The organism is Bacillus cereus group sp. Bc010, from assembly GCF_027716745.1.
Taxonomy (GTDB): Bacteria; Bacillota; Bacilli; order Bacillales; family Bacillaceae_G; genus Bacillus_A; species Bacillus_A pacificus.
The window spans coordinates 1-25,615 of the sequence record NZ_JAQFUY010000001.1; the positions used below are offsets into that span (position 1 = coordinate 1).

Here is a 25,615-nt window from a genome sequence, read left to right on the forward strand (position 1 = left end):
AAAGCTGCATAATTTTTAAAATGAAACTCGTTAGAGTTTATTTGGTGTGTGTACTTTTCAATACCAAAAGTACATTACGTGTTTTTTAGTTTGTTTGAACGAAAGTTCATTTTGTTTTCGTTCTTAAGTTGATGGGCATGTATGGTGACCCCTAATAGAGATTTTTAAAGATTTGGCTATGACATTAAGTGAACTACATAAAAAAATAATAACTCATCGTGATATTAAGCCAGAAAATATACTATATTATCAAGGTGAATTTTGTTTTGGAGACTTTGGTTTAATGGATTTTCCTGAAAAAGAAGATTTAACTAAAGCAAAAGAAGCACTAGGAAATCGAAAAACAATGGCTCCTGAAATGCGAACGCCTTCACAAGTAGATGATTCTAAGCCAGCAGATGTTTATTCATTTGCAAAAACACTTTGGATTATACTTACTGGTGAAGAATATGCATTTGATGGTCAATTTAATTATTTTGAAAATAATAAATTACAAAATAAATATCCTGACCAACATTTTGTTGAATTGTATAAGCTGTTAGCAGATTCGACAGTTGAAAATCCTGAAAAAAGACCAACAATTGATGAGTTTTTAATTAGACTGCAAGAGTGGGAAAGTATAGCTCAAAATGAGCGTGAAGCACATAAAAGCTTATGGAGATTTATAGAACAAACCGTTGTACAACAGAAAAATCCAAGTACAGTTATTTGGAGAGACAAAATCCAAGTAGTAGAAATTCTTAAGCAATTAACGATTTTAAACTTTAATCATACATTTATTCATTCAGGCGGAGGAATGGATTTAATAGATATAAAATTGTTAGAGGAAATAGAAAAAGATATGGTTATGATTGACTTTGGTTATGGAAGGGGACACGTATTTAAAGTAAAAAAATTAATATGGGAGCTGCCAAACGAGGATCCTGCCTTTAGCTATTTTCGTTTAGAATTCGATAAAATAGATCCCATTTATCCTAAAGTAGTTGAAGAATTAGAAAATTTTGGGGGGAATCAGGAATTTGGAGATTATGACAAGATAGTTTCAGAAAATTTGATTGTTAATAATAATGGAGAATATGAGAATTATTACGAAGATGATGAGATAGCACATTTCAGTGTTACTAGATGGTTCGATGGTTCATTTTTGATAGTGCCAAAAGGGTCTATATATAATTTTATTCACAGTACATATGATGGACAACATTCAAAGTTCAATGCAGATGAGTTTAGAGAATATATGGAGATATTACAGTATTTTTATAACCATGAGCTCTTAAGTGATTATTTCTCTTATATTGCTAATAGAGATCCTTTAGAAGAAGGTATATTTGAAGAAATGAAACGAATTAGGCTTATGACAGATGAAGAGTTGAAAACGCTATTAAACATCAATATAGAAAATTAAAGAATTTTATCAATACAAGATAATTTTTATAAAACTTTGTTGAAAGTTTCTTGGCAAGAACATATTTTGCGAAACAGGGCTAAAACAATAAAGTATATACCTTGCTGTTTTTTTATTCTTATATTTTTAAGTATAGTGAAGTAACTTATATAGAAAATTATAAAACTATCTTAACCCTGTCTTAAATTTAGAACGTGGTTAAGATAGTTTTAGGTTTTAAAAATTAAATAACTTTATTTTAAATCAACATCTGTTTCAATTAATTCAATTTCGTCAGATGTTGAATCCCCCGCAAGCTTTAATGCTTCTTGATAAAATTTCTCCGAGTTTGCATTTTTTTCTCTTTTGTCGTAAACAGAATCCCAAGGAATACCAGTTGCTTGGGCGTGTTTTACAGGGTCATATTTTTGCCCCGTTTTAAGCATCATATAAAGGATCTTGGCAATCTTGCCACACATATGCCCAATTGCTGTTTTTCCATTCATTTTACGCTCTACTAGACGATGATAATAGGAGCTGAATACGGATGGCTGGGATTTTGTCGCAATGATAATCATTGCCATTTGAAACAGCACTCGACGTGCATCTCGAACTCCACTAAAGGTCATTCTCGTACCCTTTACTGATGTCCCGGATTGTTTATTTTCAGCCGAAACACCAAGATATTTTTTGAACTCTTTATATGTATTAAATCGTTCAACATCACCAATGGCTCCGATAAGGGTACAAGCCCAATTATCACTCATAAAAGGGAAAGAGTATAATAACTCTGTATAAGGGTGAGGTTTAATACCTTTTCCTGAATTTCCGTGAAGTAGTTCTTGGATGTGATTGTCAATTCCTTTAATACTTTCTTCAATACGTAATGCTTCTTCAATTATCCAATTTTGTCTTCCAACTAAATGAGGGACATCAATTGTTATAGATTTTGCTGTAACTTTTGCTAGTGCCTCAGACGCCTTTGTAGCTACTCTCTTTGCCCCAGATTCAATCATTGCTTGTCGTAGTTCTTCCTGTGTGGCTAGTTTTAAATCTTTACCAGTAGGATACTTCAATACGAATTTCATGACAGAAGTGGTACCAAGCTTCTTAAATGCTACTTTGAGGTCTGGGTGCGTAACAGTTAAAAGTTGCTGTACCTGATTTTTACGCCGTGTTAACTGAGTATTTAATAACCATCGGTCACGGGTTAACGAACGAAAAATAGATTGAGTTACAGAAGCTGGTTTAAGTAAGCTAACTCCTTTCATATGAGGGTGTAAGATTTTATGCCATCCCATATAGGACATTACCCATGCGTCAACTGCATCTGATTTTTCAGTAATTCCTAAATGTTTTTCGCGGAAGTCTTTTACTGCGGAATTTTCTAATAGGTATACATCAAAATTTTCGTTCAAAAGGACTTGTTGAAGTAGGTAAGAGTAGTGACCACCTGTTGGTTCTAGTAAAACTAGGAAGTCCGATTTATGAATTCCTAGCTGTTTTTCCATTTGTTCTAAGGCTTGTAAGAACTGTGATATTCCCAGACTGTCCGCATTAAACTTCATTGTCTTTGTCCGTTTCCATTCACGTCCCTTTGGGTCCAAAAAAGCTTGAAAGGGGATACAACTAGCAACGTGAAAAGAGGAACCAATGTCAATTCCCACAAATAACTGGTACATCTTCCTCTTAGTTTCTTTCTCTTTTTCTTTGGATTCCTCTATAAAACTAAAGGGTACTACTGTGTTTTCATTCATACATAAATCCTCCTAGCGATATATACATCTGACTGTCCAATTTTCCGTTAGAGCTTAATGCCCAATGTAGTATGTCAGGACTATAACGCCAGATGGTAAATCTCACATTAAGTAAAGATGTCTAGTCAAGAGCCAGCCCCAAATAACCAAAGAGTTTCAATCGCTAATTTTGTTAAATACTATATACGTATTTGAATTTTACTTGCATATAGTCTTTTTAAATTTCTAAAAGAAAAATTCTTTATCTGGTATCCTATTTCCTGCCTGGTTCACAGAATTTTTTATCTTTTTTTGATTAATTTGTTATAATGAGTGTGTGCAGTGACCTTTTAAGGTGTTTCCGACCATAACTGGATTGGGGCTAGCATTATATATCCTAGACCTCTTATATGCAATTGGGGCACTCCACTACTTGTGGGTACAAGGCTCTGCACACCCTAGATAAATCCCTTATCTTCTAAACTAATTTACCGGGATAGTGGGTTTACTGCCAATAAAAAACTTGTCTATGTTCATAGTAAACAAATCTATTTTCTTATGATAAGCAAGAAACATAAAAAAAGACCCCTTTTTGTAGGAGTCTTTTTTCTATGTATGCCAATGCTCCCAATAAGTTGAAAGAGTTACTGCTCAAAAGCATACTCACATTAACAAAAAAGATACATTGGCATTATTATTATAACTCACTTTTTATTCTATTTACCAGTTTTAGTTGTTAGCACGTTCATTGGAATAAAAGGCATAAAAAAGACCCTCTTGCTGCGGAGTCTTTTTTATGTGGAAACCAATGCTCCAAAATTATCGCAAGAGTTACTGCTCGAAAGTGTACCCACATTAACTTAAGAGATGCACTGGCATTATAATTATATTTCATATTGTATTGTATTGTATCGTCTAATAGTTTCCTAGACAGCAGATTATTTTATTCAATTTTATAAACCTTTGTTTAGTTGATTATTCTTATTTTTAAGTTCCTCGATACCTCACATCTGCGGATACGCCTCCCCGCCATGAGCTATGTCCTCCACCAAAACCAATTAACCCCTTATATAATTCCTTTGTTTTATACTCTTTCGCGTATAGTATGTAGTCTTTTATTTTTAACTAATTTATTCTAAAAAGACTACGGAAAAGACTACGGAAATTATTGTAGCTTTTTTCATGATTAATACTGCAACGAAACAGTATTTTCAATTGGAAAGTAGAATATATATTGATTGTATGTCCGTTTCCATTAAATAGGAAGGTGATTATAGATTTGTGCCGAATGTAGAGGATACTACAAGAGTTTTCCATTACCTATCTTATAGTTAGTCATGATTACGGACAGGGGACTTTGGCGTGTTTGATTCTATCAGAAAGTAAAGTATGGGGAGGATCACAATGTCGATGAAAAAACGTAAATGGCTAAGAATGATGGCTACTGGTTGTGTTTTAGGTTCATTATTAATAACCGCAGCTTGTTCAGGAAAGAAAACAAGTACAGAGGGTGACAAGACGATTAAGGTAGGTGTTCTTGCTTCATTAACAGGTCCATTAGAATCATATGGAAAACAAACCATGAACGGATTTGAATTAGGATTAGACTATGCAACCGGTGGAACTGGGAAAGTGGAAGGGAAGAAGATTAAGTTTGTTGTAGAAGATACGGAAACAAAAGCGGATGTAGCGGTTAAAAAAGCTACGAAGTTATTAGAAGAAGAGAAAGTCGATTTTTTAGTCGGATCGTCTAGTTCAAGTGATACATTAGCAGTTTTACCATTAGCTGAAGAATATGAAAAAATAATGGTTGTAGAACCAGCAGTAGCTGATAGTATTACCGGGAAGAACTGGAATAAATATATTTTTAGAACAGGTAGAAATTCCTCTCAAGATGCAGTCGCTGGTGCGGCGGCAATCGCTAAAAAAGATGTGAAAATAGCAACATTAGCACAAGATAATGCTTACGGCCGTGAGGGAATTGCAGCATTTAAAGCTGGAGCGAAGAAATTAGGGGCGAATATTGTAAACGAGCAATACGCAGATACAAATTCGACTGACTTCACTGCAAATATTCAAAATATCATTAGCTCAAAACCAGATTATTTATTTATTGTTTGGGCAGGGGCAAATTCACCTTGGAAACAGTTGAAAGATATGAATGTGGAAGCGCAAGGTATTAAAATTTCTACTGGTGCACCAGATATTCCGGCATTAAAAACGATGGATGCGTTAGTAGGAATGCAAGGGTTTTCGGTATATTATCATACACTCCCGAAAAATAAGGTGAATGATTGGTTAGTAGAAGAACATAAAAAACGATTTAATGGTGCGGTGCCAGATTTATTTACAGCAGGGGGAATGTCAGCGGCAATTTCTATTGTAGAAGCGTTAAAGAAAACAAAAGGTGATACAGATGTAGATACATTAATTAAGAAAATGGAAGGAATGGAATTTGATACACCGAAAGGAAAGATGAAGTTTAGAGAAAAGGATCACCAAGCGATGCAGACGCTTTATTCTATCACGTTGAAAAAGCAAGATGGTGTTGACTATCCAGTGCCAGTATTAGAGCGAGAATTAACGATGAAAGAGACAGAGCCACCAGTTCAAAATAAATAGACTGAATTTTCTGTTGTTTTTTGCATAAAGAGGGGATCCCCTCTTTGTACGTATTTTTTTCATACTTAAAGCTTTAAAGGGGGGATTTCATGACACATTTGCTAGAAACAAAAAATCTTAGTGTATCTTTTGGCGAGCATCATGTTATTAAAGATGTAAATTTAACTGTACAAAAAGGAAAACTCATTTCTATTATCGGGCCAAATGGTGCGGGTAAGACAACATTATTTAATTTACTAAGTGGACAGATTTCACCCACAACAGGTGAAGTGTATTTTAAAGGGCAAGATATTACAAAACTATCGATTTCAGATCGAACACGCTTAGGAATCGGTCGCTCTTTTCAGCTTACAAACATATTCCCAGAATTAACGGTACTTGAAAATGTCCGTTTAAGTGTTCAATCATTCGTACAAGATTACTATAGTTTTTTCCCGAGTCCAGCAAAATTAAAGCAACAAGTTGGAGAGGCGAGACGTTTCTTAAAAACAGTATTACTTCAGGAGAAAGAGAATGTATTAGCAAAAGATTTGGCACATGGAGAGAAAAGAAAGCTAGAACTTGCGATGTTATTAGCTTTAAAAACGGATGTGTTATTACTTGATGAGCCGACGGCAGGTATTTCGGTTGAGGAAGTCCCAGCTATATTACAAGTGATTGAAAATATTAAGAAACATCCAGAGAGTACAATTGTACTTATTGAACACAAAATGGATATGGTATTAGGTTTGTCAGATCATCTAATCGTTTTATTTCATGGAGAGTTATTGGCTGAAGGCTTACCCGAAGAAATTATGAAAGATGAGCGTGTACAAAGTGCTTATTTAGGGGGATTATATAGTGGCACTATTACAAGTGAATAATATAGAGACGTATTTAGATCAGTTTCATATTTTACAAGGGGTATCTCTTACTGTTGAGAAAGGAACGATTACTGTACTGTTTGGAAGAAATGGGGCAGGGAAGACTACGACGTTACGTTCGGTTATGGGGTTTCACCATATCGCACATGGTGAAATTTATTATGATCGTACACAAGTAAAGGGATTATCTACACATTTAATTTCAAGGAAAGGGATAGGGTATGTACCAGAAAATCAAGGTATTTTTCACGATCTGACAGTAGAAGAAACATTCGCTCTTGCTAGAGGTAAGGGCGAAGAAGCGGAAGAAAAGATAGAATGGATGCTTGAACTATTTCCAGATTTAAAGCAATTTTGGCACAAAAAAAGTGGACTCTTAAGCGGGGGACAAAAGCAAATGTTAGCAATTTCAAGAGCATTTATTAATAGTGATGGTTTACTACTTATTGATGAGCCGAGTAAAGGCTTGTCTCCTATTATGATAGAAAAATTAATGATAGCTATTTTGAAAATGAAGGAGAAAACAACAGTTTTACTCGTTGAACAAAATTTTATGATGGCTAGTCAAATTGGTGATTATTTTTATATTATGGATAACGGAAAAATTGTTCATAACGGTTTTATGCATGAATTAAAAGAGGATAAGGAAATGTGTCACAAATATTTAGGAATCTCTTAACATGAATCCGGGGTGAGAAGGATGGATGTGTTAATCAATTTATTTGTAAATGGGATTTCAACAGGGATGCTCATTTTTTTATTAGCATCAGGTCTTTCACTTATTTTCGGTTTAATGAGTGTTCTAAACTTCGCACATGGTGGTTTATTTGCGTGGGGAGCATTTACAGGTGTTTGGCTATTTAATATGACAGGGAGTTATGTGTTAGCTTTAATTGGAGCAATAGCTATGGGAATGTTCCTTGGATTTATTTTAGAAAGATTCCTTATTAGACCGGTATACGGAAATCATGTTCGACAGCTTCTTGTTACACTTGGAGGAATGCTTGTACTTAGTGAATGTATTAAAGTATTTTGGGGACCAAATCCAATTGGGGCAAAGTTACCGTTATGGCTACAAGGAAGTTTTACGTTCGGAGGCGTTATATTAATTAAATATCGTCTATTCGTTATCATAATTGGGGTTATCATATACATTGCCTTATTATTATTGCTCAAAAAAACAAAGATAGGTCTTATGATACGCGCAGGTGTAATGGATAAAGAGATGGTTCAAGCGCTCGGTATTAACGTAAAAGCTATATTTTCTTTCGTCTTTTTATTAGGAGCAGGGATGGCTGCCTTAGGTGGCTTCTTATTAGCACCATACTCAGGCGTTATTTTCGCTGAGATGGGTATGCAGTATGCGATTTTAGCTTTCATAGTAGTAATCATTGGAGGGCTAGGAAGCGTACAAGGTTCAGCCATCGCTTCTTTAATTGTCGGATTAGCTGGTGCTTTTACAGCGTATTTTATACCGGATTTATCACTTGCAATCAATATGTTAATGTTACTATTTTTCTTAATAGTGAAGCCAAATGGACTTGTTGGTGAAAAGGGGTGAAATGGTGAACAGCACATCAAATCGAATTAAAGTATACTTCGGAGTATGTATGCTCATTTGTTTAAGTGTATTTCCATTCGTAAATGATTCACGGAGCTTGTTAATTTTGTTCACTCAAATCTTCATCTTTGCTATTTTTGCAATGAGTTTTGATGTATTGCTTGGATATACAGGAATTGTATCATTCGGCCATTGTATGTTCTTTGGGATAGGAGCATATGGCATAGCGCTTTTATTTGATCGACAAGGAGTATCCATAACGAACTTTTTAATAGGAATAGTAGCTGCAATTATCATTTCAGCAATCGTTAGTTATATAATCGGTTTGCTTTCTTTACGGCTGAAAAGTCATTTTTATGCGATGTTAACACTTGCTATTTCACAGTTGTTTTTCGTACTTGCTGAAAAATGGCGTGGGCTCACTCACGGAGGAGATGGTTTTACATTTGGTGTACCAGAAGTATTCCGTGATCGTTTTACGTTTTATTATGTAACACTTATATGTTTACTTATCATTTTTGTTCTGTTACGTCTTTTCACCAAATCTTCTATTGGAAAAGTATTAAAGGCAATTTCACAAAATGAGCAACGTGTTGAAGCACTAGGATATAAAGTTCTTCATTATAAAATTATTGCTAGCATTGTTGCAGGAGTAGTAGCTGCAATTAGCGGTGGTTTATTTGTTATAACTTTACGCTTTGTTAATACAACTGTATTTTCAATTGAAATGACATTAAATGCATTATTGATGACTATGATTGGAGGCGTTGGAACGTTAATAGGAGCCATTGCAGGAGCTGGAATTATTGAATCCCTAAAATATTATTTATCAGAACTAGCTACAGAGTATCCGATCTTTGAACGATGGACGATTATTCTTGGTGTATTGTACATTATCGTATTGCTAGTTTTCCCGAAAGGATTAGTTGGCACGGTTAAGAGACTGAAGAATATGAAACGGAATAAGAAGGAGAAAAGTGCAGAAGTGGAGCAAAATGTGTGAAAAATCAATTGTATAGAATATGAAAATCCCTCTTTTAGATTCGGAAAGGAGGGATTTTTATTGCTATATGTAAATTTAGTTCGTTTATAGCTATTATATTAATCAAATAGTTCATCAGGGATTTGTTTGAAAGAATTTTGATTCGTAAAGAAATGAACAGCTAATTTCTCAATTGGAACATCTTCAATTGGTACTAATTTATCATTTTTAATCGGTAAAAAGGCTATTCCTTTTCCGTCCTGAATAAACTCTTCTATAAGCGAATAAGAATCTAATTGTTGAAGTTGGCGCTGAGATAAATTATTTTCTTTTAGAAATTGTATCGTCTTATTCCTAAAAGGGCACTTTTTGTCATTACTAACGAAGAAGAGTTCCTTTGAAAATTCAATGGTACACTTTTCTTTCGGTTTTAATAAGCCGATAGAAATTGAAGTGGAAAATACTTTTTTAAACGATATGTCTGGGTAATCCTCATAAGTAATGACCATATCAACTTTTTGTTGCTGCAGTAATTTTTGCAAATGACTACTATTTTCTACATATATTTGATAACTCCTAAAATTTTCTTTAATGCGCTTGCTTACATAATTAGTCAAAATAGATTGTGACGTTGCGATTATATAAGAAGACCCACTCGTTTTAATTTTATCTTTTGCTTCTTCTACTAGCGTTAATATTTGATTTGTGTAGTCTAATAAAATGTCACCAGAAGGTAATAAAGAAACGCCTTTGTTATCTCTATGTAGTAAAGGTGTTTCTAACTCTTGTTCTAATTTTTTAATTCGCTCAGTTACGTTCGGTTGAACATACCCTAACTCTTTCGCAGCTTTACTAATAGAGCCTTCGCTAGCCACAGTTTTGAATATAATAAGATCATTTATTTCCATTTATCACAGCCCCTTATACGATATCATTATAAATGATACCAAACATAATTTATACCTATTTTACGTTAGTCAATCATCGGTTTATCATTGTGTATATAAGATGGAAAGTGAGTGATAAACATGATTAGAATGCAATATAAGGTCATTTTGCCGAAAGATTATGATATGGAGATTATTAAGAAAAGGGTAAAGGATAATGGGTATAAAACGGATGGTTTTCAAGACCTGAATTTTAAAGCTTATTTAATTACTGAGGCAGATAAGGACGGAAATTTCTATAACTGTTATGCACCTTTATATATTTGGAATGGTCATGAAGGAATGAACAAATTTATCTTTGAAGGGTATTACGATAATATTTTACAATCTTTTGGATGGCAACAAATAAATATAGGTGTTCCATTAGTTGTTAATGTAAAGGGTGATTTTAAGAAATGTAGATATGTTGTGGAATATGAAGGAAGTATTTCTCCAAGTGAATCATTGAGTGGGATTCAATCTATCATTGTGGATCAAAAGGTAGAAAATTGTTTAGGAAATGTAATAGTATATAATCCAGATAAATGGGGATATAGCCAGTTTAATTTTTATGAAGAGAAGCCTGATATTACAGCGAATAAAGGTGTTACATTATATGAGATTTTGCACATTTCACGATGAAAACTTGTTGAAGTTAAATTAAGAAAAAGGAATGACAATGTATGCCTTTTGTGAACGTCTATTATCATGAAAATAAATTAAATAAAGAAGAAATCAAAAAGATAGGTGAATGTATTCATCTTTCATTAATTGAACATTTTAACATTCCTGAAAATGATTTCTTTCAAATGTTTTTACCCTATCAACAAAATCACTTTTTATATAATCCATATTATTTATTAGAAAGAGGAGAAAAGAGAACAGAGAATATGATGTATGTTTCTATCACATGTGGACCGGGAAGAACGATAAAACAGAAAAGTGATCTATATCATTCGATATCCTCGAAGGTTTCTGAATGTTCTAGTATAAAAAGTGCAAATATTTTTATTACGGTAAATGAGACATCTGCAGAAAATTGGTCATTTGGTCAAGGAATGGCACAATTGGTAAAAGTGAAGGGGGAGTGAAATGATGAATGAATCCATTGGATATTGTATTCAAGAGAAAATGAGAGAAATGGCACCTGTATTTGCACATTATAGTGAAGAGATACTGTTCGGGGAAGTGTGGCGAGATGACACTTTAACATTACGAGAAAGAAGTTTATGTACTGTGTCAGCACTAATCAGTCTTGGTAATACAGAACAATTACCATTTCATCTGAAGCTAGCTAAACAAAATGGGATTATGGAGAATGAGTTGGTTGCATTAATAACACATATGGCTTTTTATGTTGGTTGGCCCAAAGCAGCGGGAACTTTACATATAGTAATGAATGAAATGGAAAGTTAAGAATAACGATAAGAAAGAATTCGTTTAAACATGAATTCTTTCTTATCGTTATGTATGCAATACTTTAATGAGATATTTTTCACGGTTTCTCTTGCTTTTTTATCACTTGCGTAGTAAAGTGATAGTAAGATTCACGATAGGAAGTGATCAAACATGCGTGATAATACGATAGGATCATTAATATGGTTACGTTTAATACGATTTACGAACCAAAGTAATCAGATGTCAAATGAGTTTTTAAAACGCTTTGATTTAACGACTGCTCAATTTGATGTGCTTTTGCAAATACGTACGTATCAACCACTAACACAAATGGAGTTAGCTGAAAAGGTAACTGTTACACAAGGCGGTATTTCTCGAATGTTAACACGTCTTGAAAAAGAAGGATATATTGTACGAAAACAAGATTGGAAAACGAAAACAATTAGTCTGACAGAGCAAGGGGAAGCGGCCTTAGAGAGAGCACTGCCAGAGCAGCTTGCATTTCAATCATCGTTTTTTGATGATGTATTAAATGAAGAAGAGCAGAAAATGTTATACGAGCTAATGACGAAAGTTCATAAGCATAGTGAAAAAAAAGAATTACCGCAAGAGTAATTTTTTTTACACTATCAATTGACTAATCAAGTGATGTTGTAAGCAATAGGGAAAAACATTTGACTTACAAATGTTTTTAAAAGAGAAAATAATAACACCTCATCAAAGGAGAGAGCAATGATGGAAAAATACCGTATGAATACAAGTAAAGGAATGGAGTTTGGATTATATTCAATTGGGGATCATGTTTTAAATCCACATAACGGAGAGAAAATTAGTGCTGAACAAAGAATTCATGAATTAATTAAAACAGCAAAGTTAGCGGATGAAGCTGGACTTGATGTATTTGCTGTCGGTGAAAGTCATCAAACGCACTTTACAACGCAAGCTCATACAGTTATTTTAGGAGCGATTGCGCAAGCTACGAAAAATATAAAAATTGCAAGTTCAGCAACGATAATAAGTACATCTGATCCGGTACGAGTATACGAGGACTTTGCTACACTTGATTTGATTTCTAATGGACGTGCAGAAATTGTGGCTGGTCGTGGATCTCGTATTGGGGGATATAGTTTACTTGGTTATGATGTGAATGATTATGAAGAGTTATTTGAAGAGAAGATGGATCTTTTATTAAAAATTAATAAAGAGGAACATGTAACATGGAATGGACAGTTCAGAGCACCGCTTGCGCATGCATCGGTTATTCCAAGAGCTAAAAATAATAACTTACCAATTTGGCGTGCAGTTGGTGGCCCACCAGCTAGTGCGATTAAAGCAGGACGTGCAGGTGTACCAATGATGATAACAACACTAGGTGGCCCAGCTATTAACTTTAAAGGATCAGTAGATGCTTACCGTGAGGCGGCTGCGCAAAGTGGATTTAATCCAGCGAGTTTGCCAGTTGCAACAACGAGTTTATTTTACACAGCAAAAAATTCACAAGACGCACTTAGTGAATACTATCCTCACATTAATGCTGGTATGCTTACGCTACGCGGTGGTGGGTATCCGAAACAACAATTTACAAATGCAATAGATTACCGTGACGCGTTAATGGTTGGTAGCCCACAACAAATTATCGAAAAAATGCTTTACCAATATGAATTGTTTGGGCAACAACGTTTTATGGCAGAAATTGATTTTGGTGGTGTACCATTTGATAAAATTGAGAAAAACATCGAATTAATTGCTACTGAAATTTTACCGGCTATTAGAAAACATACAGAAAAGTAATTTGAAAAATACCGAGAGTCTAATCGATTCTCGGTATTTTTTTATGTATGAATTTAGTTTGAAAAAATGACAATAAAATGAATTTTTAGTCTAGAAAGAGGGAGTATATTTTCTATTTTTGAATAACATTATTTCGTGTTTGAATTTTAGAAATACATTTTTCTCTTGACAAAAAAATAACGAATTTATCCATTGATTAATAGGACATTTTTTCGTAGAAAAGTCAAGTGTATAAAGAGAGAAACGATTATTTTATTGATGCAAAGATAAGTCTCATATTAAAAAAACACATTTTATCGATGAGAAAAATATAATTCAAAAAAATACCAAAAGACATATTTCAGACAAAATGATGTCAATAATACGTCAAAAATCAGCTGAATTTACTATGCAGGTATATTATACAATTCGATTAACGAATAAAACACTACAGAAATAGTGAAAAGGTAAAAAATAGCATTACAATAGTTTGAAAAACTGAAACTTCATATTTTTCGACAATACATACAAAATGTTTTTGTCTTTTCGTATTTCTTAATAATTGAGTTTGATAAGATTGCTCAATTAACTTTTATTATAAAAACTATGAAGGAAGTGATTGTAGTATGGAAACGCTCGAATTGGCACGAATACAATTCGCATCAACAACGATTTTCCATTACTTTTTTGTTCCGCTGTCTATTGGTTTAGCTTTTATCATTGCGTTAATGCAAACGTTATATGTGGTAAAGGGACAAGAAATTTATAAGAAGATGACAAAGTTTTGGACGCAAATATTCCTTGTTAACTTTGCAGTAGGTGTAGTAACTGGTATTCTACAAGAATTCCAGTTTGGCATGAACTGGTCAACCTATTCACGTTTCGTAGGCGATGTGTTTGGTCCATCACTTGCGATTGAAGGTTTATTAGCATTTTTCATTGAGTCTACATTTTTAGGTTTATGGGTATTCGGTGAGGATAAATTACCGAAGCGCATTCATCTTTTATGTATTTGGCTCCTTTCAATTGGAACAATGTTATCAGCATTTTGGATTTTAACTGCAAGTGCATTTATGCAATCGCCAGTAGGATATGAAATGGCAGCAGATGGACGTGCACAAATGAATGATTTCTTAGCAATTATTCAAAATCCACAATTATGGGTACAATTCCCGCATACCATTACAGCGGCAATTGCAACTGGTGCATTCTTTATTGCCGGTGTGAGTGCATGGAAAATAACGAAAGCACAAGAAACTGAAGTGTTTAAAAAATCATTCCGCATTTCTATCATTGTTGGAACACTTACAACGGCGCTAGTATTATTCTTCGGTCATGCGCAAGCACAACAATTAATTAAGACACACCCAATGAAAATGGCAGCAGCTGAAGCGTTATGGAATACGAGCGAAGATCCAGCGCCATTTACAGTATTTGCGAAAATTGATGCGGAGAAGAAAGAAAATTCGTTTGAAATTCAAATCCCGTATATGCTAAGTCTATTATCATATGATAAATTTAGCGGCCAAGTAGAAGGGATGAATCAAATTCAAAAGCAATATGAAGAAAAATATGGGCCTGGAGATTATATTCCACCAGTACACACGATGTTCTGGAGCTTTAGAGCGATGGTAATGAGTGGAACATTTATGCTTCTTCTAGGAGCGTACGGTTGGTTCTTATCAAGAAAAGATCGTTTAGCTGAAAAAACTTGGTATTTAAAATTAATGGTGTATGCAATTTCACTACCGTTTATCGGTAATACAGTAGGATGGATTATGACTGAAATGGGACGTCAACCTTGGGTAGTTTTCGGTGTTATGAAAACGGAAGATGCTGTATCTCCAAATGTTACGTTCGGAGAAGTGCTATTCTCTTTAGTTTCGTTCACATCATTATATTTAATTATAGGTGGAATTACAGTTTACTTATTCGTTCGTATTATTAAAGGACATGAGAATAAGAAAGCGAAACAGAATTCTCAAAGCCATGATCCATTTGATAAGGAGGATGAGTATGTTATCTCTTAATGAGTTGTGGTTTATTATTATTGCAGTTTTATTCGTTGGCTTCTTTGTACTTGAAGGTTTCGATTTCGGTGTAGGTATAGTTTCAAGGTTTTTAGGAGAAAACGATTTAGAGAAAAGAATATATTTAAATACAATTGGTCCATTTTGGCACGCGAATGAAGTATGGCTTGTTTGTGCAGGTGGCGCTATGTTTGCGGCATTCCCGCATTGGTATGCAACTTTATTTAGTGGGTTTTACATTCCGTTTGTATTTATGCTTCTTGCTTTAATTATTAGAGGTGTTTCCTTTAAATTCCGTGCGAAAATAGATAATCATAAATGGCAAGGCTTTTGGGATTGGGGTATGTTTTTAGGAAGTTTACTACCGCCTATCCTTTGGGGAGTTGCCATTGCTAACTTTATGGTAGGTATTCCAATTGATGAGACGAAAAATGCTGTAGGTGGATTCTTACAATTACTTCATCCATTTGCATTACTTGGAGGAGTTATGTTCCTTCTGTTATGTATTGTTCACGGATTGCAATTCCTTACTATACGTACAACAGGTAAGTTAAGAGAACGTGCACGTATTGCCGCGTTGAAAATTGCACCACTCGCAATTATAGCACTTCTTATTTTTGCCGGTGTAGGGTTATGGAAAACAGATATTTTCACTGGTCATGGTACAGAGTGGATTATGGTTCCAATCGGAGCTTTTGTAGCGTTATGTGCGTCAACATTATTAAATAAAAGAAGAAGAGATGGTTGGGCTTTCTTTATGACAAGTTTAACAATCATTTTACTAAGTGCGAGTGTGTTTGCTGGCATGTTCCCACGTGTCTTAATTAGCTCGTTAGGGTCAATATACGATTTGACAATTTATAATGCAGCATCAGGAGATTATGCACTAAAACTGATGACATATTTTTCAATTGCTATATTGCCATTTGTTTTGGGAAGTCAAATATGGAGTTTCTATGTGTTTAGACAACCTGTTAAGTCAGATAAAGATTTGGAGTACTAATGAAAAGAAAAAGAGGACTTCCGTCGTATCCTGGTAGCCGAGTTTTATATGTAGTGTTAACAATCATTAGCATGTTAGAAGCTTTTAGTATTATTGCACAAACAGTGTTTTTAGCGCGAGCTATCACGTTTTTATTTCAGGGAGAAGCAGTGCAATCTGTGTTAAATGAAACAGTTTATTTCGGAATCACGTTTGCAGTACGTCACTTGCTAGTTCGAATGTCACAAGTATTAGTGGAACGTTTCGCTGAAAAAACAGGATCGCTACTGAGAAAACAATTAATAGAGGCGTATTTCACATTAGGTCCACGGTATGTTCAAACTGTTGGAACAGGTCATCTGGTTACCTTATCGATAGAGGGTATTGAGAAATTTAAAACATATATTGAATTAACAATTCCTAAAATGATTAGAAGTAGTATCGTACCAGGACTAATTGTACTATATGTTTTTACACTAGATATTGAGTCTGGAATCATTTTAGTTGTAACGATTCCTATCGTAATTATTTTTATGATCCTACTAGGATTAGCAGCGCAGAAAATGGCGGATAGCCAATATGAAACATATCGTGTTCTTTCTAATCATTTTGTAGATACGTTAAAAGGATTAGAAACATTAAAGTATTTAGGTCAAAGTAAACAACACGAAGGAAAGATTGAGAACGTAAGTAAAAGATATAGAAAAGCAACGATGCGTACTTTGCGAGTTGCTTTTCTTTCTTCATTTGCATTAGATTTCTTTACGAGTTTATCAATTGCATTTGTAGCGGTCGGATTAGGGATACGTTTAATAGATGGAACAATTGTACTATTGCCAGCCCTTACGATTTTAATTTTAGCTCCGGAATACTTCTTGCCGATTAAACAAGTTGGAGCAAATTATCATGCTACGTTAGATGGACAACTTGCAATGGAGCAAATAGAAGAGATTTTACAGCGACAAAAAGAAATAGGGAAGAAAGAATCTAATGTAGACTTAATATGGAATTCAACTAGTAACTTGAAATTACAAGATGTAAAAGTAAAGAATGATGAATCTGAAAAAGCTATATTAGAGGGAATTGATTTTACTTGGAATGGAAACGGCGCTATAGGTGTAATTGGTGAAAGTGGAGCAGGGAAATCGACGTTAATCGATGTATTAGCTGGATTTTTAACTCCTTCGGGTGGAAAGATGATCGTAAATGGTGTGGAAATTGACGGGTCTACTCGTGAAGAGTGGCAAAAGAATATTGCTTATATTCCGCAGCAACCTTATATTTTTCCGCTTTCATTAAAAGATAACATTTGTTTCTATGAAACAAATACAACTGATGAAGAAGTGGAAAGAGTTATGAATGAAGTCGGTCTTCGTTCACTTGTTACATCGCTTCCAAATGGAATGTATGAAAGAATTGGAGAAGGTGGGCGTATGCTGAGTGGCGGACAAGAACAACGTGTCGCAATGGCGCGAGCCCTTTTAAGCAAAAAGCCAATTATTTTATTAGACGAGCCTACGGCACATCTTGATATTGAAACTGAATTTGAAATAAAGCAAGCGATGTTACGTCTGTTTGAAGGTAAGTTAGTATTTCTTGCAACACATCGTCTTCACTGGATGAAACAAATGGATCATATTCTTATTTTAAATAAAGGGAAAATGATAGAAAGTGGAACGTATGAAGAACTTGTAAAGAATGAGGCATTACATGTTCACAGGAAAGAGAGGGGATAGAGATGAGTAACTGGATTAAACCGTATATACAGCAAAATAAAGGTAGAATGACTGTAACTATTTTCCTTGGTCTTCTTGGAGTTAGTTCAGGTGCGATGCTACTTTTCATTTCAGGTTATTTAATCTCTAAATCTGCTCTTAGACCAGAAAATGTAATGGCTGTATATGTTCCTATCGTTGCAACACGTGCGTTTAGTATAGGACAAGCGGTATTTCATTATGTAGAGCGTTTAGTTGGACACGATGTTGTATTACGCATATTAGAAAAGATGAGAACGAAACTATATGGGATAGTAGAACCACAGGCGTTATTTTTCCGTTCACGATTTCAAACGGGCGATATGTTAGGCGTATTATCCGAAGATATAGAGCATTTACAAAACCTATATTTACGTACAATATTTCCTAGCATATTAGCATTAGTTGTATATAGCATATTCGTACTTGTTATCGGTACATTTGACGTAGTGTTTGCACTTATTGCAGGGGGTATGCTAGCTATTATCGTTTTTCTGCTTCCATTTGTATCGTTACTTTTAATGAAGCGACATCATGTTACTTTAAAACAAGGAAGAAATCGTTTGTATCAACAACTAACAGATGCTGTTTTTGGATTATCTGATTGGCAAGCAAGTGGTAGAAAAGATGAATTCATTGATAAGTATGTAGAGCAAAATGCTCAGTTGTTAAAAACGGAAAAAAGAATGAAGCGTTGGAATCATATTCGGGACAGTATTATTCAATTAGTAGTGGGTATTGTAGTTATTGCAATGATTATATGGACTGGAAATGAGGCTGCGAGTGAACAAATTGCTCCTACCGTTATTGCGGCTTTCGTCTTAATGACGTTATCTGTCACAAACGCGTTAATCCCTCTGTCAGATGCTATCGATCGAATTCCATCATATGTAGAATCCGCTCATCGTCTCAATCAAGTAGAAGGTAATGGTGTTTTACAGGATGAAAAGGAATTACCTAGAGATAAAGATTATGTTGCACCAAAACATATAGACATTGAATTAAATCATGTATCGTATAGTTACCCACATAGTAATGAAGTTGTATTGAAAGACGTATCATTACAAATAAAAGCAGGAAAGAAAATTGCCATTTTAGGAAGAAGCGGAACCGGAAAATCTACTTTGTTAAAATTGTTAACAGGTGCGCTAAGCCCGTTACATGGTGAAGTTTTATTGAATAGTGAACATGCTCACACGAATCTTTTATCAAAATATATTTCTGTATTGAATCAAAAGCCGCATTTATTCGATACGACAATTGGAAATAATGTGCGAATCGGCAAACCAGAGGCAACAGATGAAGAGATATGGAAAGCTTTAGAGAAAGCACAATTAGCTTCTCATATTGCTTCTCTTCCAGATGGATTACAAACAAAAATGCATGAGATGGGAAAAAGATTTTCTGGTGGGGAAAGACAACGGGTTGCTTTTGCAAGAACGCTAATGCAAGAAGCACCAATCATTGTACTAGATGAACCTACAATCGGTTTAGATCCAAAGACAGAATTATCTTTAATTGAAACGATGTTTTCTGCAACGGAAGAAAAGACAGTAATTTGGATTACGCACCATCTTGTAGGAATGGAGCATGTTGATGAAGTAATATTCCTTGATCGTGGTCAAATTGTGATGCAAGGTAGTCATGAACAACTTCTGAAAGAAAACGAAAAGTATCGTATGCTTTATGAGTTAGACAAAGGAATATAATTTTATCCGACTTTAATGGGCAGTAAGACCCCCACCTTAAAATGCAGTGAAAGCAAAGAAGTTAGGTGGGGGATCAACTGCCCATAAAAGTCCGATTGGTTCAACTAATAATCAGTGGGGGATGAAGAAAACCCCCACTGATTAAAGTTTCACTTTATTAAGTATGTAATGGAAAAATAGCTACGCCTAATGGTGGAGCTATTTTTTGTTTTGAAATAAATATTCTATTCTTTTTTTGATGGATGGCAAATGTATATGATCGTTACGAATGAAAAATGAATTTCATATTATACATATAATGGAGGGGATATACGTGAAGGAGCAGTATAAAATTATTGTTTTAAGTGATGAATTATCAAAGGAGAAGATTCAAAATACATTAGACAAAAATAAATGTAAAACAATCGTTCATCTTGTAGACGTGTCAGCTATTGTTCAAATAGAAAATTCTTTTCAATATATAGTCATTTGGAGAATGGACGCAGAAAAACTTACAAATGAATTGATAAATAGGGGCGTGCAAAGTTCAAAAATTATTAATTTAACAAAATACATGTATGAATGGAGGAATAAATTAATTTCTATCTATCAAATAAATCCGGATCTTATATCTTTATACATTTCTATGAAAAAAGCAAAGGGTGATCCGACGTATGAATTGTTTGCGACGGGCTTATCTTATCCGCATTGTGGTATAAGTACGGAGTTCCTCTCAAAAAAGTCAATAAAATTTACACTTCCATCACAAGACCTGTACTATGATTATTTAATAGCGTCACAACTTCTATCAAACGATCATTCCTTTCAATATTGTTTGATAGGAATAGCCTATTTCTCTTTTTACTTTGACATGTCGTTATCATCGGAATCATATAGAATTCACAAAGTATATTATCCATTGTTTCAAGACGGTCATCATACTGTAGTGCATTCTCCTTTACCCACTGATGGATTCTCACATCTAGATACCCCGAAACCACTTTCTTCTATTTTTAATTTGCATTTTGAATATATTTTATTAGACGAACTAAAAGATGAATCATTGATGTTGCCTTGGTTAAATGCTGAATGGAATAACACGCCTCTTCACATTCCTTTTGAAGAACACGGAAAAATAAGAGCAGCTTCACATGCTAAATTGTCATATCCTCATACTTTAGTTGAAAATAAAACGATTTTCAAAAAATATTTAGAACTATTGTTAAAACATGATATAAAACCACTAATTGTTGTATTTCCTGTTACTTCACATTATTTCAATTGTAGTAGTAAGAAATTAAAAGAAGATTTTTATAACGTTATAAAAGATTTTCAATCTCAATATTCTTTTCAAATTATAGATTTATTTGATTCGCCATTATTTTGCGATGATGATTTTTATGATAGTGATCATATGAATAAAAAAGGTGCAAATAAAATGTCCATATTACTAAATATGTTTATTCAGGAACGAAAAGTATGATATTTCGTTTCATGTCTGCATAAAAGTATATAGGCTCCATTCGGTTACAGTAATGTGATTTTTGTGTCGCGTATATAAATAATATGCGAAGAGGTGAGAGAGTAAAATGAGAACTCGTATTGAAAGAAATGAAGAGGTGGTAGATCAACTTCCGTTGGTAAGTGTATTAATTCCTACATATAATCGTCCATGCTACTTTGAAGAGGCGTTATGTAGTGTGTTAGAACAAACGTACCCTAATATAGAGATTATAGTTGGAGATGATAGCACGAATGACGAAACAGAAAAGGTGTTACAAAAATACTTATGTGATCATTCAAATATTACTTATATAAAAAACAGGTCAACTCTCGGACAGTTTGAAAATGCTCTAATGTTATTTAATGAAGCGAGCGGTGAGTATATAAATTTTTTAATGGACGATGATATCTTTCATGTGGATAAAATTGAAAAAATGATGAAGTATTTTTTCAATGATTTAGATAATGAAATTAAGCTTGTAACATCCCATCGTCAAGTAATTGATGAAAAAGGGAAAGAACTACGACATATTTATTCAACTGTCCGTTTATTTAAAGAGGATACGATTATAGAGGGAACAGAATTAGCAAATAGGGTAATTGTCGATCAAAAAAATTATATTGGAGAACCGACAACAGTTTTATTTCGTAAAAATGATTTACAAGAACCGTATGGGATTTTTGATAAGAGGAGGTATCTTTGTAACGTAGATATAGCTTCATGGTTATCTTTATTAAGTAAAGGAAAAGCAGTATATATAGCAGAGACACTGAGTTACTTTCGATTGCATCCAGATCAACAGTTAAATGAATCTAATAAAATGATGGATGGATTAGAAGATTTTTCACATAGTATTTTAGTAGGAGAAAAATATGGTTTCTTATCTAACGAAAAAGAGTTAGATAAAGCGATAACTAATTTTCTAGATTATGCAAGAAGGATAGTTCCACCATCAATATTATATACATTAGACTATTATCAAAAAATTAAAGAAAAGAAAATAAACATAGAAAAGAAAAAACAACATATAAATAATAATTCGCCTTTACCGAAAGTAAGTATACTTATTCCTGCGTACAATAGGCCGTATTACTTGGAATTGGCGCTTAACAGCGCTCTGAATCAAACATATGAAAATATTGAAATTATTATTTCTGACGACAGTACAAATAATGAAGTCAATGCTATGATTCAACCGTATTTACGTGAATATGAGTGTATTACATATGTTAAAAATGAAACGCCGTTAGTTGCTGAAAACTTTAATAAGTGTATAGAACTTGCGAACGGGGATTATATAAACTTTTTATTAGATGATGACTTATTTCATCATGAAAAGATCGAGAGAATGATGAAATACTTTTTGACGTTAGAAAATATTTCATTTGTGACGTCTTATCGTGAACTGATTGATGAGAACGGAGAGATATTACCACCTTCAACTTTGAATATGAAAATTGCGAAAGAAACTACACTTTTTGAAGGAAAAGAATTAGGGAATTACATATTGAAAAATTTAAAAAATATAGTGGGTGAGCCGACAACTGTTCTGTTTAATCGGAACTTGTTTGAAGGGAAGTTTGGGTATTTTAAAGGGAAGGCTTATTCTGCTATTAATGACATTGCAACTTGGTTAGATATGATGAGGAAAGGGAAAGTAGTTTATATAAAAGAGCCTCTTAGTTATTTTAGACAACATAGTGGACAAAATCAAAAACAAATGCATTTTATTTTAATGACAATTGAAGAGTGGATTGAATTAATTATAGATGCATATAATAGTGGGTTTTTAAGTTCTGAGAGGGATTATAAGGAGAGCCTATCTTATTGTTTAGAAAATGCGGGATTTATAGTTAAGGATGCAGTAAAAAATGGAGAACTAGATCAAATTTATAATGAAAAGATTAAAAAAGGATTAAACAAGCTAGTTGCTCATATGTTTGAGAAAGAACCTTGTTATTGTCAATATTGCAATCAACAATTTGAAAAATTTTTACCTTGGCCAGCAGATTATGACTTTCCGAAATATAAATTTGAGATGTGGAATAAAGATACAGGGATATGTCCAGTTTGTAGTTCAATGGATCGTGAAAGATTGTATCGTGCGTACATTGAAACGGAAACGGACTTGTTAAGTAGAAAATATACTATGCTTCATATTGCACCTGAAGGGAATTTAAGGGATTGGTTTAACGAGTATAAAAATATTACGTATGTATGTGGGGATATAGAACCAAAGGATCCATTAATGAAGGAAATTGATGTTACAAGTATTACATATGATAGTAATACGTTTGATGTAATTTTGTGTAGCCATGTATTAGAACACGTTCTTGACGATGATAAAGCAATGCGAGAGTTATATAGGGTTTTAAAACCAAATGGATGGGGAATTATTCAAGTACCAATCGTAATGAATGTAGATTCTATTATAGAGAATAAATTAATTGTAACACCACAATTGAGAAAATTAGCTTTTGGTCAAGAAGATCATGTGAGAATTTATAATCAATCGGGATTCATTCAACGATTAACGAATGCAGGATTTAAGGTGGAATTATATAACATAGCTGAAAGACAAGGAATGAAAAGTGCGAGGAAATTTGGATTATCTGAAACAGATATGCTCTATATTGTCCGAAAATGATAGGAAGGAATAAATAGATATGGAGAATATTCCTTTTTTACGTGCTTCAACTGTACCAGTAATTGAGTATTTAGATGAATTGAAGGAAATTGATGCATCGCACATATATACGAATTATGGACCTATAAATCAACGTTTTGAACAAACAATTATGTCGGGATTTTTTCAGAACAGGGGAGCTGTTACAACAGTAGCAAACGCAACGTTAGGGTTAATGGCGGCCATTCAACTTAAGAAAAGAAAAAAAGGAAAGTATGCCCTCATGCCTAGTTTTACATTCCCTGCAACTCCATTAGCGGCTATTTGGTGTGGGTTGGAACCTTATTTTATTGATATTTCAATAGATGATTGGTATATGGATAAAACAGTACTCTGGGATAAGATTGAAGAATTAAAAGAAGAGGTTGCGATTGTTGTCCCGTACGCAACTTTTGGCTCATGGATGAACTTAGAAGAATATGAAGAATTAGAGAAAAAAGGTGTTCCGGTTGTCGTAGATGCGGCACCGGGATTTGGATTAATGAATGGAGGGATGCATTACGGTCAAGATTTTAGTGGAATGATCATATATAGCTTTCATGCAACAAAGCCTTTCGGAATTGGTGAAGGAGGGCTCATATATAGTAAAAATGAAGAAGATATACAACGTATTAAAAGAATGGGGAATTTCGGATTTGATACAAATCGTGAATGTACGATGATGGGGTTTAATTGTAAAATGTCTGAATACGCAGCCGCGATTGGGATTGCAACTATGAAAAAATGGGATGACAAATTAAAAGAACGCACCCGTATTTCTGAATGGTATAAACAATTGTTACAAAGTAATGGGTTAATGAAAAAAGGGTGGCAACTCCAAAAGACAGAAGCAGTTATTCAGCAATTTATGCCTATTCTTTGTCCGGAAGAAGTTCGCAACAAACAAGTAATAGAAGAACTGAAAAAACAGAAAATAGAAGCTAGATTATACTTTTCGCCCTCTTGCCACCAACAAGTTCTTTTTAGAAACTATAAGTCTACAGATTTAACAAGAACGAATAAAATAGCAAAACGAATAGTAAGTTTGCCTTTATGGGAAGGAATGACGAAAGAAATAGTAGAACAAATTGTAATCTGTTTAGGACAGAAGGTGGTGTCGGCAGATGAATAGTTTTTATAGTCAAGAAGAGCTAAAGAAAATTGGATTTTTATCTGTTGGGAAAAATGTATTGATTAGTAAAAAAGCAAGTATATATAATCCAGGTGTTATATCAGTTGGTAATCATGTAAGAATTGATGATTTTTGCATTTTAAGTGGCAAAATCACAATTGGAAGTTATTCGCATATATCAGCGTATACAGCGTTATATGGAGGGGAAGTTGGAATTGAAATGCATGACTTTGCAAATATCTCAGCTAAAACCTTAGTATATGCAGTACTAGATGATTTCAGTGGGAATACATTAATGGGGCCAACCGTCCCGAATCAATATAGGAATGTGAAAACAGAAAAAGTTATTTTAAAAAAACATGCGATTATTGGTGCTAATTCTATTCTTTTTCCAAATGTAACTATAGGAGAAGGCACGGCAGTAGGTGCGATGAGTATGGTGAAAAAGAGTTTAGAAGATTGGTATATTTATGCTGGAGTTCCCGTAAGAAAAATAAAACCTCGTCAAAGAAAGATGCTAGAGTTAGAAATTGATTTTTTAAAAAACATTCCTTCTTAACAAAAAGAAGGAATGTTTTTTATTTTTATGGTGCAGCAGAGTGTGTATATAAACGTATT

Annotated in this window: 21 protein-coding genes; 19 read left to right on the plus strand and 2 right to left on the minus strand. The window is 33.9% G+C overall.

Translation table 11 applies throughout. The features are described from left to right. Window positions 1-178 precede the first annotated feature (178 nt). The gene (locus PDQ68_RS00005) at window positions 179-1,405 is read left to right on the plus strand and encodes a protein kinase domain-containing protein (protein WP_228920370.1); all 1,227 of its coding nucleotides are present in this window, start codon (window positions 179-181) and stop codon (window positions 1,403-1,405) included. Window positions 1,406-1,638: 233 nt separating this feature from the next. Here PDQ68_RS00005 and PDQ68_RS00010 read toward each other — a convergent pair whose 3' ends face one another. Continuing rightward, on the minus strand, window positions 1,639-3,141 hold the full coding sequence (locus tag PDQ68_RS00010; protein ID WP_061182826.1) for an IS110 family transposase: 1,503 nt from the start codon (window positions 3,139-3,141) through the stop codon (window positions 1,639-1,641). A gap of 1,383 nt (window positions 3,142-4,524) precedes the next feature. Here PDQ68_RS00010 and PDQ68_RS00015 point away from each other — a divergent pair. From PDQ68_RS00015 to PDQ68_RS00035, 5 genes are all read left to right on the plus strand, one after another. Continuing rightward, complete coding sequence (locus PDQ68_RS00015) at window positions 4,525-5,742, plus strand: substrate-binding domain-containing protein (RefSeq protein ID WP_061182825.1); 1,218 nt, start codon at window positions 4,525-4,527, stop codon at window positions 5,740-5,742. 89 nt (window positions 5,743-5,831) lie between these two features. Then, window positions 5,832-6,605 (plus strand): ABC transporter ATP-binding protein, encoded by a 774-nt coding sequence (locus PDQ68_RS00020; protein ID WP_000149327.1) that lies wholly within the window; start codon window positions 5,832-5,834, stop codon window positions 6,603-6,605. Next, the gene (locus tag PDQ68_RS00025) at window positions 6,583-7,284 is read left to right on the plus strand and encodes a branched-chain amino acid ABC transporter ATP-binding protein (RefSeq protein WP_061182823.1); all 702 of its coding nucleotides are present in this window, start codon (window positions 6,583-6,585) and stop codon (window positions 7,282-7,284) included. The genes PDQ68_RS00020 and PDQ68_RS00025 overlap by 23 nt, the downstream gene beginning before the upstream one ends. 21 nt (window positions 7,285-7,305) lie before the next feature. Beyond that, the gene (locus tag PDQ68_RS00030) at window positions 7,306-8,166 is read left to right on the plus strand and encodes a branched-chain amino acid ABC transporter permease (RefSeq protein ID WP_000382789.1); all 861 of its coding nucleotides are present in this window, start codon (window positions 7,306-7,308) and stop codon (window positions 8,164-8,166) included. Window positions 8,167-8,215: 49 nt separating this feature from the next. Continuing rightward, entirely contained in the window at window positions 8,216-9,169 is a 954-nt protein-coding gene (locus tag PDQ68_RS00035; protein WP_061182827.1) for a branched-chain amino acid ABC transporter permease, read from the plus strand. A gap of 98 nt (window positions 9,170-9,267) precedes the next feature. On the opposite strand, the gene PDQ68_RS00040 is transcribed toward PDQ68_RS00035, so the two are convergent. After that, the gene (locus PDQ68_RS00040) at window positions 9,268-10,056 is read right to left on the minus strand and encodes a LysR family transcriptional regulator (protein WP_061182822.1); all 789 of its coding nucleotides are present in this window, start codon (window positions 10,054-10,056) and stop codon (window positions 9,268-9,270) included. Between the two features lie 120 nt (window positions 10,057-10,176). Here PDQ68_RS00040 and PDQ68_RS00045 point away from each other — a divergent pair, with 120 nt between their 5' ends. The 13 genes from PDQ68_RS00045 (at window position 10,177) to PDQ68_RS00105 (ending at window position 25,556) form a co-directional block, all read left to right on the plus strand. Beyond that, window positions 10,177-10,716 carry a DUF4865 family protein gene (locus tag PDQ68_RS00045; protein ID WP_061182821.1) on the plus strand — a complete coding sequence of 180 codons (540 nt, stop codon included), beginning with the start codon at window positions 10,177-10,179 and terminating at the stop codon, window positions 10,714-10,716. A 41-nt stretch (window positions 10,717-10,757) separates the two neighbouring features. After that, on the plus strand, window positions 10,758-11,165 hold the full coding sequence (locus PDQ68_RS00050) for a tautomerase family protein (protein ID WP_001117257.1): 408 nt from the start codon (window positions 10,758-10,760) through the stop codon (window positions 11,163-11,165). Window position 11,166: 1 nt separating this feature from the next. Further along, the gene (locus tag PDQ68_RS00055; RefSeq protein WP_000980852.1) at window positions 11,167-11,490 is read left to right on the plus strand and encodes a carboxymuconolactone decarboxylase family protein; all 324 of its coding nucleotides are present in this window, start codon (window positions 11,167-11,169) and stop codon (window positions 11,488-11,490) included. A gap of 153 nt (window positions 11,491-11,643) precedes the next feature. Next, window positions 11,644-12,087, plus strand: coding sequence for a MarR family winged helix-turn-helix transcriptional regulator (locus tag PDQ68_RS00060; protein ID WP_001205526.1), 444 nt, complete (start codon window positions 11,644-11,646; stop codon window positions 12,085-12,087). Window positions 12,088-12,207: 120 nt separating this feature from the next. Beyond that, the gene (locus PDQ68_RS00065; RefSeq protein WP_016717218.1) at window positions 12,208-13,263 is read left to right on the plus strand and encodes an LLM class flavin-dependent oxidoreductase; all 1,056 of its coding nucleotides are present in this window, start codon (window positions 12,208-12,210) and stop codon (window positions 13,261-13,263) included. Window positions 13,264-13,868: 605 nt separating this feature from the next. Next, window positions 13,869-15,272: a cytochrome ubiquinol oxidase subunit I gene (gene cydA / locus PDQ68_RS00070; protein WP_061182820.1), complete on the plus strand. Its 1,404-nt coding sequence runs from the start codon at window positions 13,869-13,871 to the stop codon at window positions 15,270-15,272. Next, the gene (gene cydB, locus PDQ68_RS00075; RefSeq protein WP_061182819.1) at window positions 15,259-16,275 is read left to right on the plus strand and encodes a cytochrome d ubiquinol oxidase subunit II; all 1,017 of its coding nucleotides are present in this window, start codon (window positions 15,259-15,261) and stop codon (window positions 16,273-16,275) included. Before cydA ends, cydB begins: the two co-directional genes overlap by 14 nt. Further along, the gene (cydD, locus tag PDQ68_RS00080; RefSeq protein ID WP_061182818.1) at window positions 16,275-17,990 is read left to right on the plus strand and encodes a thiol reductant ABC exporter subunit CydD; all 1,716 of its coding nucleotides are present in this window, start codon (window positions 16,275-16,277) and stop codon (window positions 17,988-17,990) included. The genes cydB and cydD overlap by 1 nt, the downstream gene beginning before the upstream one ends. 2 nt (window positions 17,991-17,992) lie before the next feature. Then, the gene (gene cydC, locus PDQ68_RS00085; protein WP_061182817.1) at window positions 17,993-19,717 is read left to right on the plus strand and encodes a thiol reductant ABC exporter subunit CydC; all 1,725 of its coding nucleotides are present in this window, start codon (window positions 17,993-17,995) and stop codon (window positions 19,715-19,717) included. Between the two features lie 313 nt (window positions 19,718-20,030). Further along, window positions 20,031-21,179: a hypothetical protein gene (locus PDQ68_RS00090; RefSeq protein WP_061182816.1), complete on the plus strand. Its 1,149-nt coding sequence runs from the start codon at window positions 20,031-20,033 to the stop codon at window positions 21,177-21,179. A 106-nt stretch (window positions 21,180-21,285) separates the two neighbouring features. Further along, window positions 21,286-23,847 carry a glycosyltransferase gene (locus PDQ68_RS00095; RefSeq protein WP_061182815.1) on the plus strand — a complete coding sequence of 854 codons (2,562 nt, stop codon included), beginning with the start codon at window positions 21,286-21,288 and terminating at the stop codon, window positions 23,845-23,847. Between the two features lie 19 nt (window positions 23,848-23,866). Continuing rightward, window positions 23,867-24,997, plus strand: coding sequence for an aminotransferase class I/II-fold pyridoxal phosphate-dependent enzyme (locus PDQ68_RS00100; RefSeq protein WP_016717224.1), 1,131 nt, complete (start codon window positions 23,867-23,869; stop codon window positions 24,995-24,997). After that, window positions 24,990-25,556 (plus strand): acyltransferase, encoded by a 567-nt coding sequence (locus PDQ68_RS00105; protein WP_016717225.1) that lies wholly within the window; start codon window positions 24,990-24,992, stop codon window positions 25,554-25,556. Before PDQ68_RS00100 ends, PDQ68_RS00105 begins: the two co-directional genes overlap by 8 nt. Window positions 25,557-25,615: the final 59 nt, after the last annotated feature.

Bases quoted from the DNA above. Each gene is read 5' to 3' on its own strand.
- PDQ68_RS00050 (WP_001117257.1), top strand. From the start codon at position 10,758: ATGCCTTTTGTGAACGTCTATTATCATGAAAATAAATTAAATAAAGAA.
- cydB (WP_061182819.1), top strand. From the start codon at position 15,259: ATGTTATCTCTTAATGAGTTGTGGTTTATTATTATTGCAGTTTTATTC.
- cydC (WP_061182817.1), top strand. From the start codon at position 17,993: ATGAGTAACTGGATTAAACCGTATATACAGCAAAATAAAGGTAGAATG.
- PDQ68_RS00055 (WP_000980852.1), top strand. From the start codon at position 11,167: ATGATGAATGAATCCATTGGATATTGTATTCAAGAGAAAATGAGAGAA.
- PDQ68_RS00105 (WP_016717225.1), top strand. From the start codon at position 24,990: ATGAATAGTTTTTATAGTCAAGAAGAGCTAAAGAAAATTGGATTTTTA.
- PDQ68_RS00100 (WP_016717224.1), top strand. From the start codon at position 23,867: ATGGAGAATATTCCTTTTTTACGTGCTTCAACTGTACCAGTAATTGAG.
- PDQ68_RS00095 (WP_061182815.1), top strand. From the start codon at position 21,286: ATGAGAACTCGTATTGAAAGAAATGAAGAGGTGGTAGATCAACTTCCG.
- cydD (WP_061182818.1), top strand. From the start codon at position 16,275: ATGAAAAGAAAAAGAGGACTTCCGTCGTATCCTGGTAGCCGAGTTTTA.
- PDQ68_RS00035 (WP_061182827.1), top strand. From the start codon at position 8,216: ATGCTCATTTGTTTAAGTGTATTTCCATTCGTAAATGATTCACGGAGC.
- PDQ68_RS00005 (WP_228920370.1), top strand. From the start codon at position 179: ATGACATTAAGTGAACTACATAAAAAAATAATAACTCATCGTGATATT.
- PDQ68_RS00060 (WP_001205526.1), top strand. From the start codon at position 11,644: ATGCGTGATAATACGATAGGATCATTAATATGGTTACGTTTAATACGA.
- PDQ68_RS00015 (WP_061182825.1), top strand. From the start codon at position 4,525: ATGTCGATGAAAAAACGTAAATGGCTAAGAATGATGGCTACTGGTTGT.
- PDQ68_RS00010 (WP_061182826.1), bottom strand. From the start codon at position 3,141: ATGAATGAAAACACAGTAGTACCCTTTAGTTTTATAGAGGAATCCAAA.
- PDQ68_RS00020 (WP_000149327.1), top strand. From the start codon at position 5,832: ATGACACATTTGCTAGAAACAAAAAATCTTAGTGTATCTTTTGGCGAG.
- cydA (WP_061182820.1), top strand. From the start codon at position 13,869: ATGGAAACGCTCGAATTGGCACGAATACAATTCGCATCAACAACGATT.
- PDQ68_RS00030 (WP_000382789.1), top strand. From the start codon at position 7,306: ATGGATGTGTTAATCAATTTATTTGTAAATGGGATTTCAACAGGGATG.
- PDQ68_RS00040 (WP_061182822.1), bottom strand. From the start codon at position 10,056: ATGGAAATAAATGATCTTATTATATTCAAAACTGTGGCTAGCGAAGGC.
- PDQ68_RS00065 (WP_016717218.1), top strand. From the start codon at position 12,208: ATGGAAAAATACCGTATGAATACAAGTAAAGGAATGGAGTTTGGATTA.
- PDQ68_RS00045 (WP_061182821.1), top strand. From the start codon at position 10,177: ATGATTAGAATGCAATATAAGGTCATTTTGCCGAAAGATTATGATATG.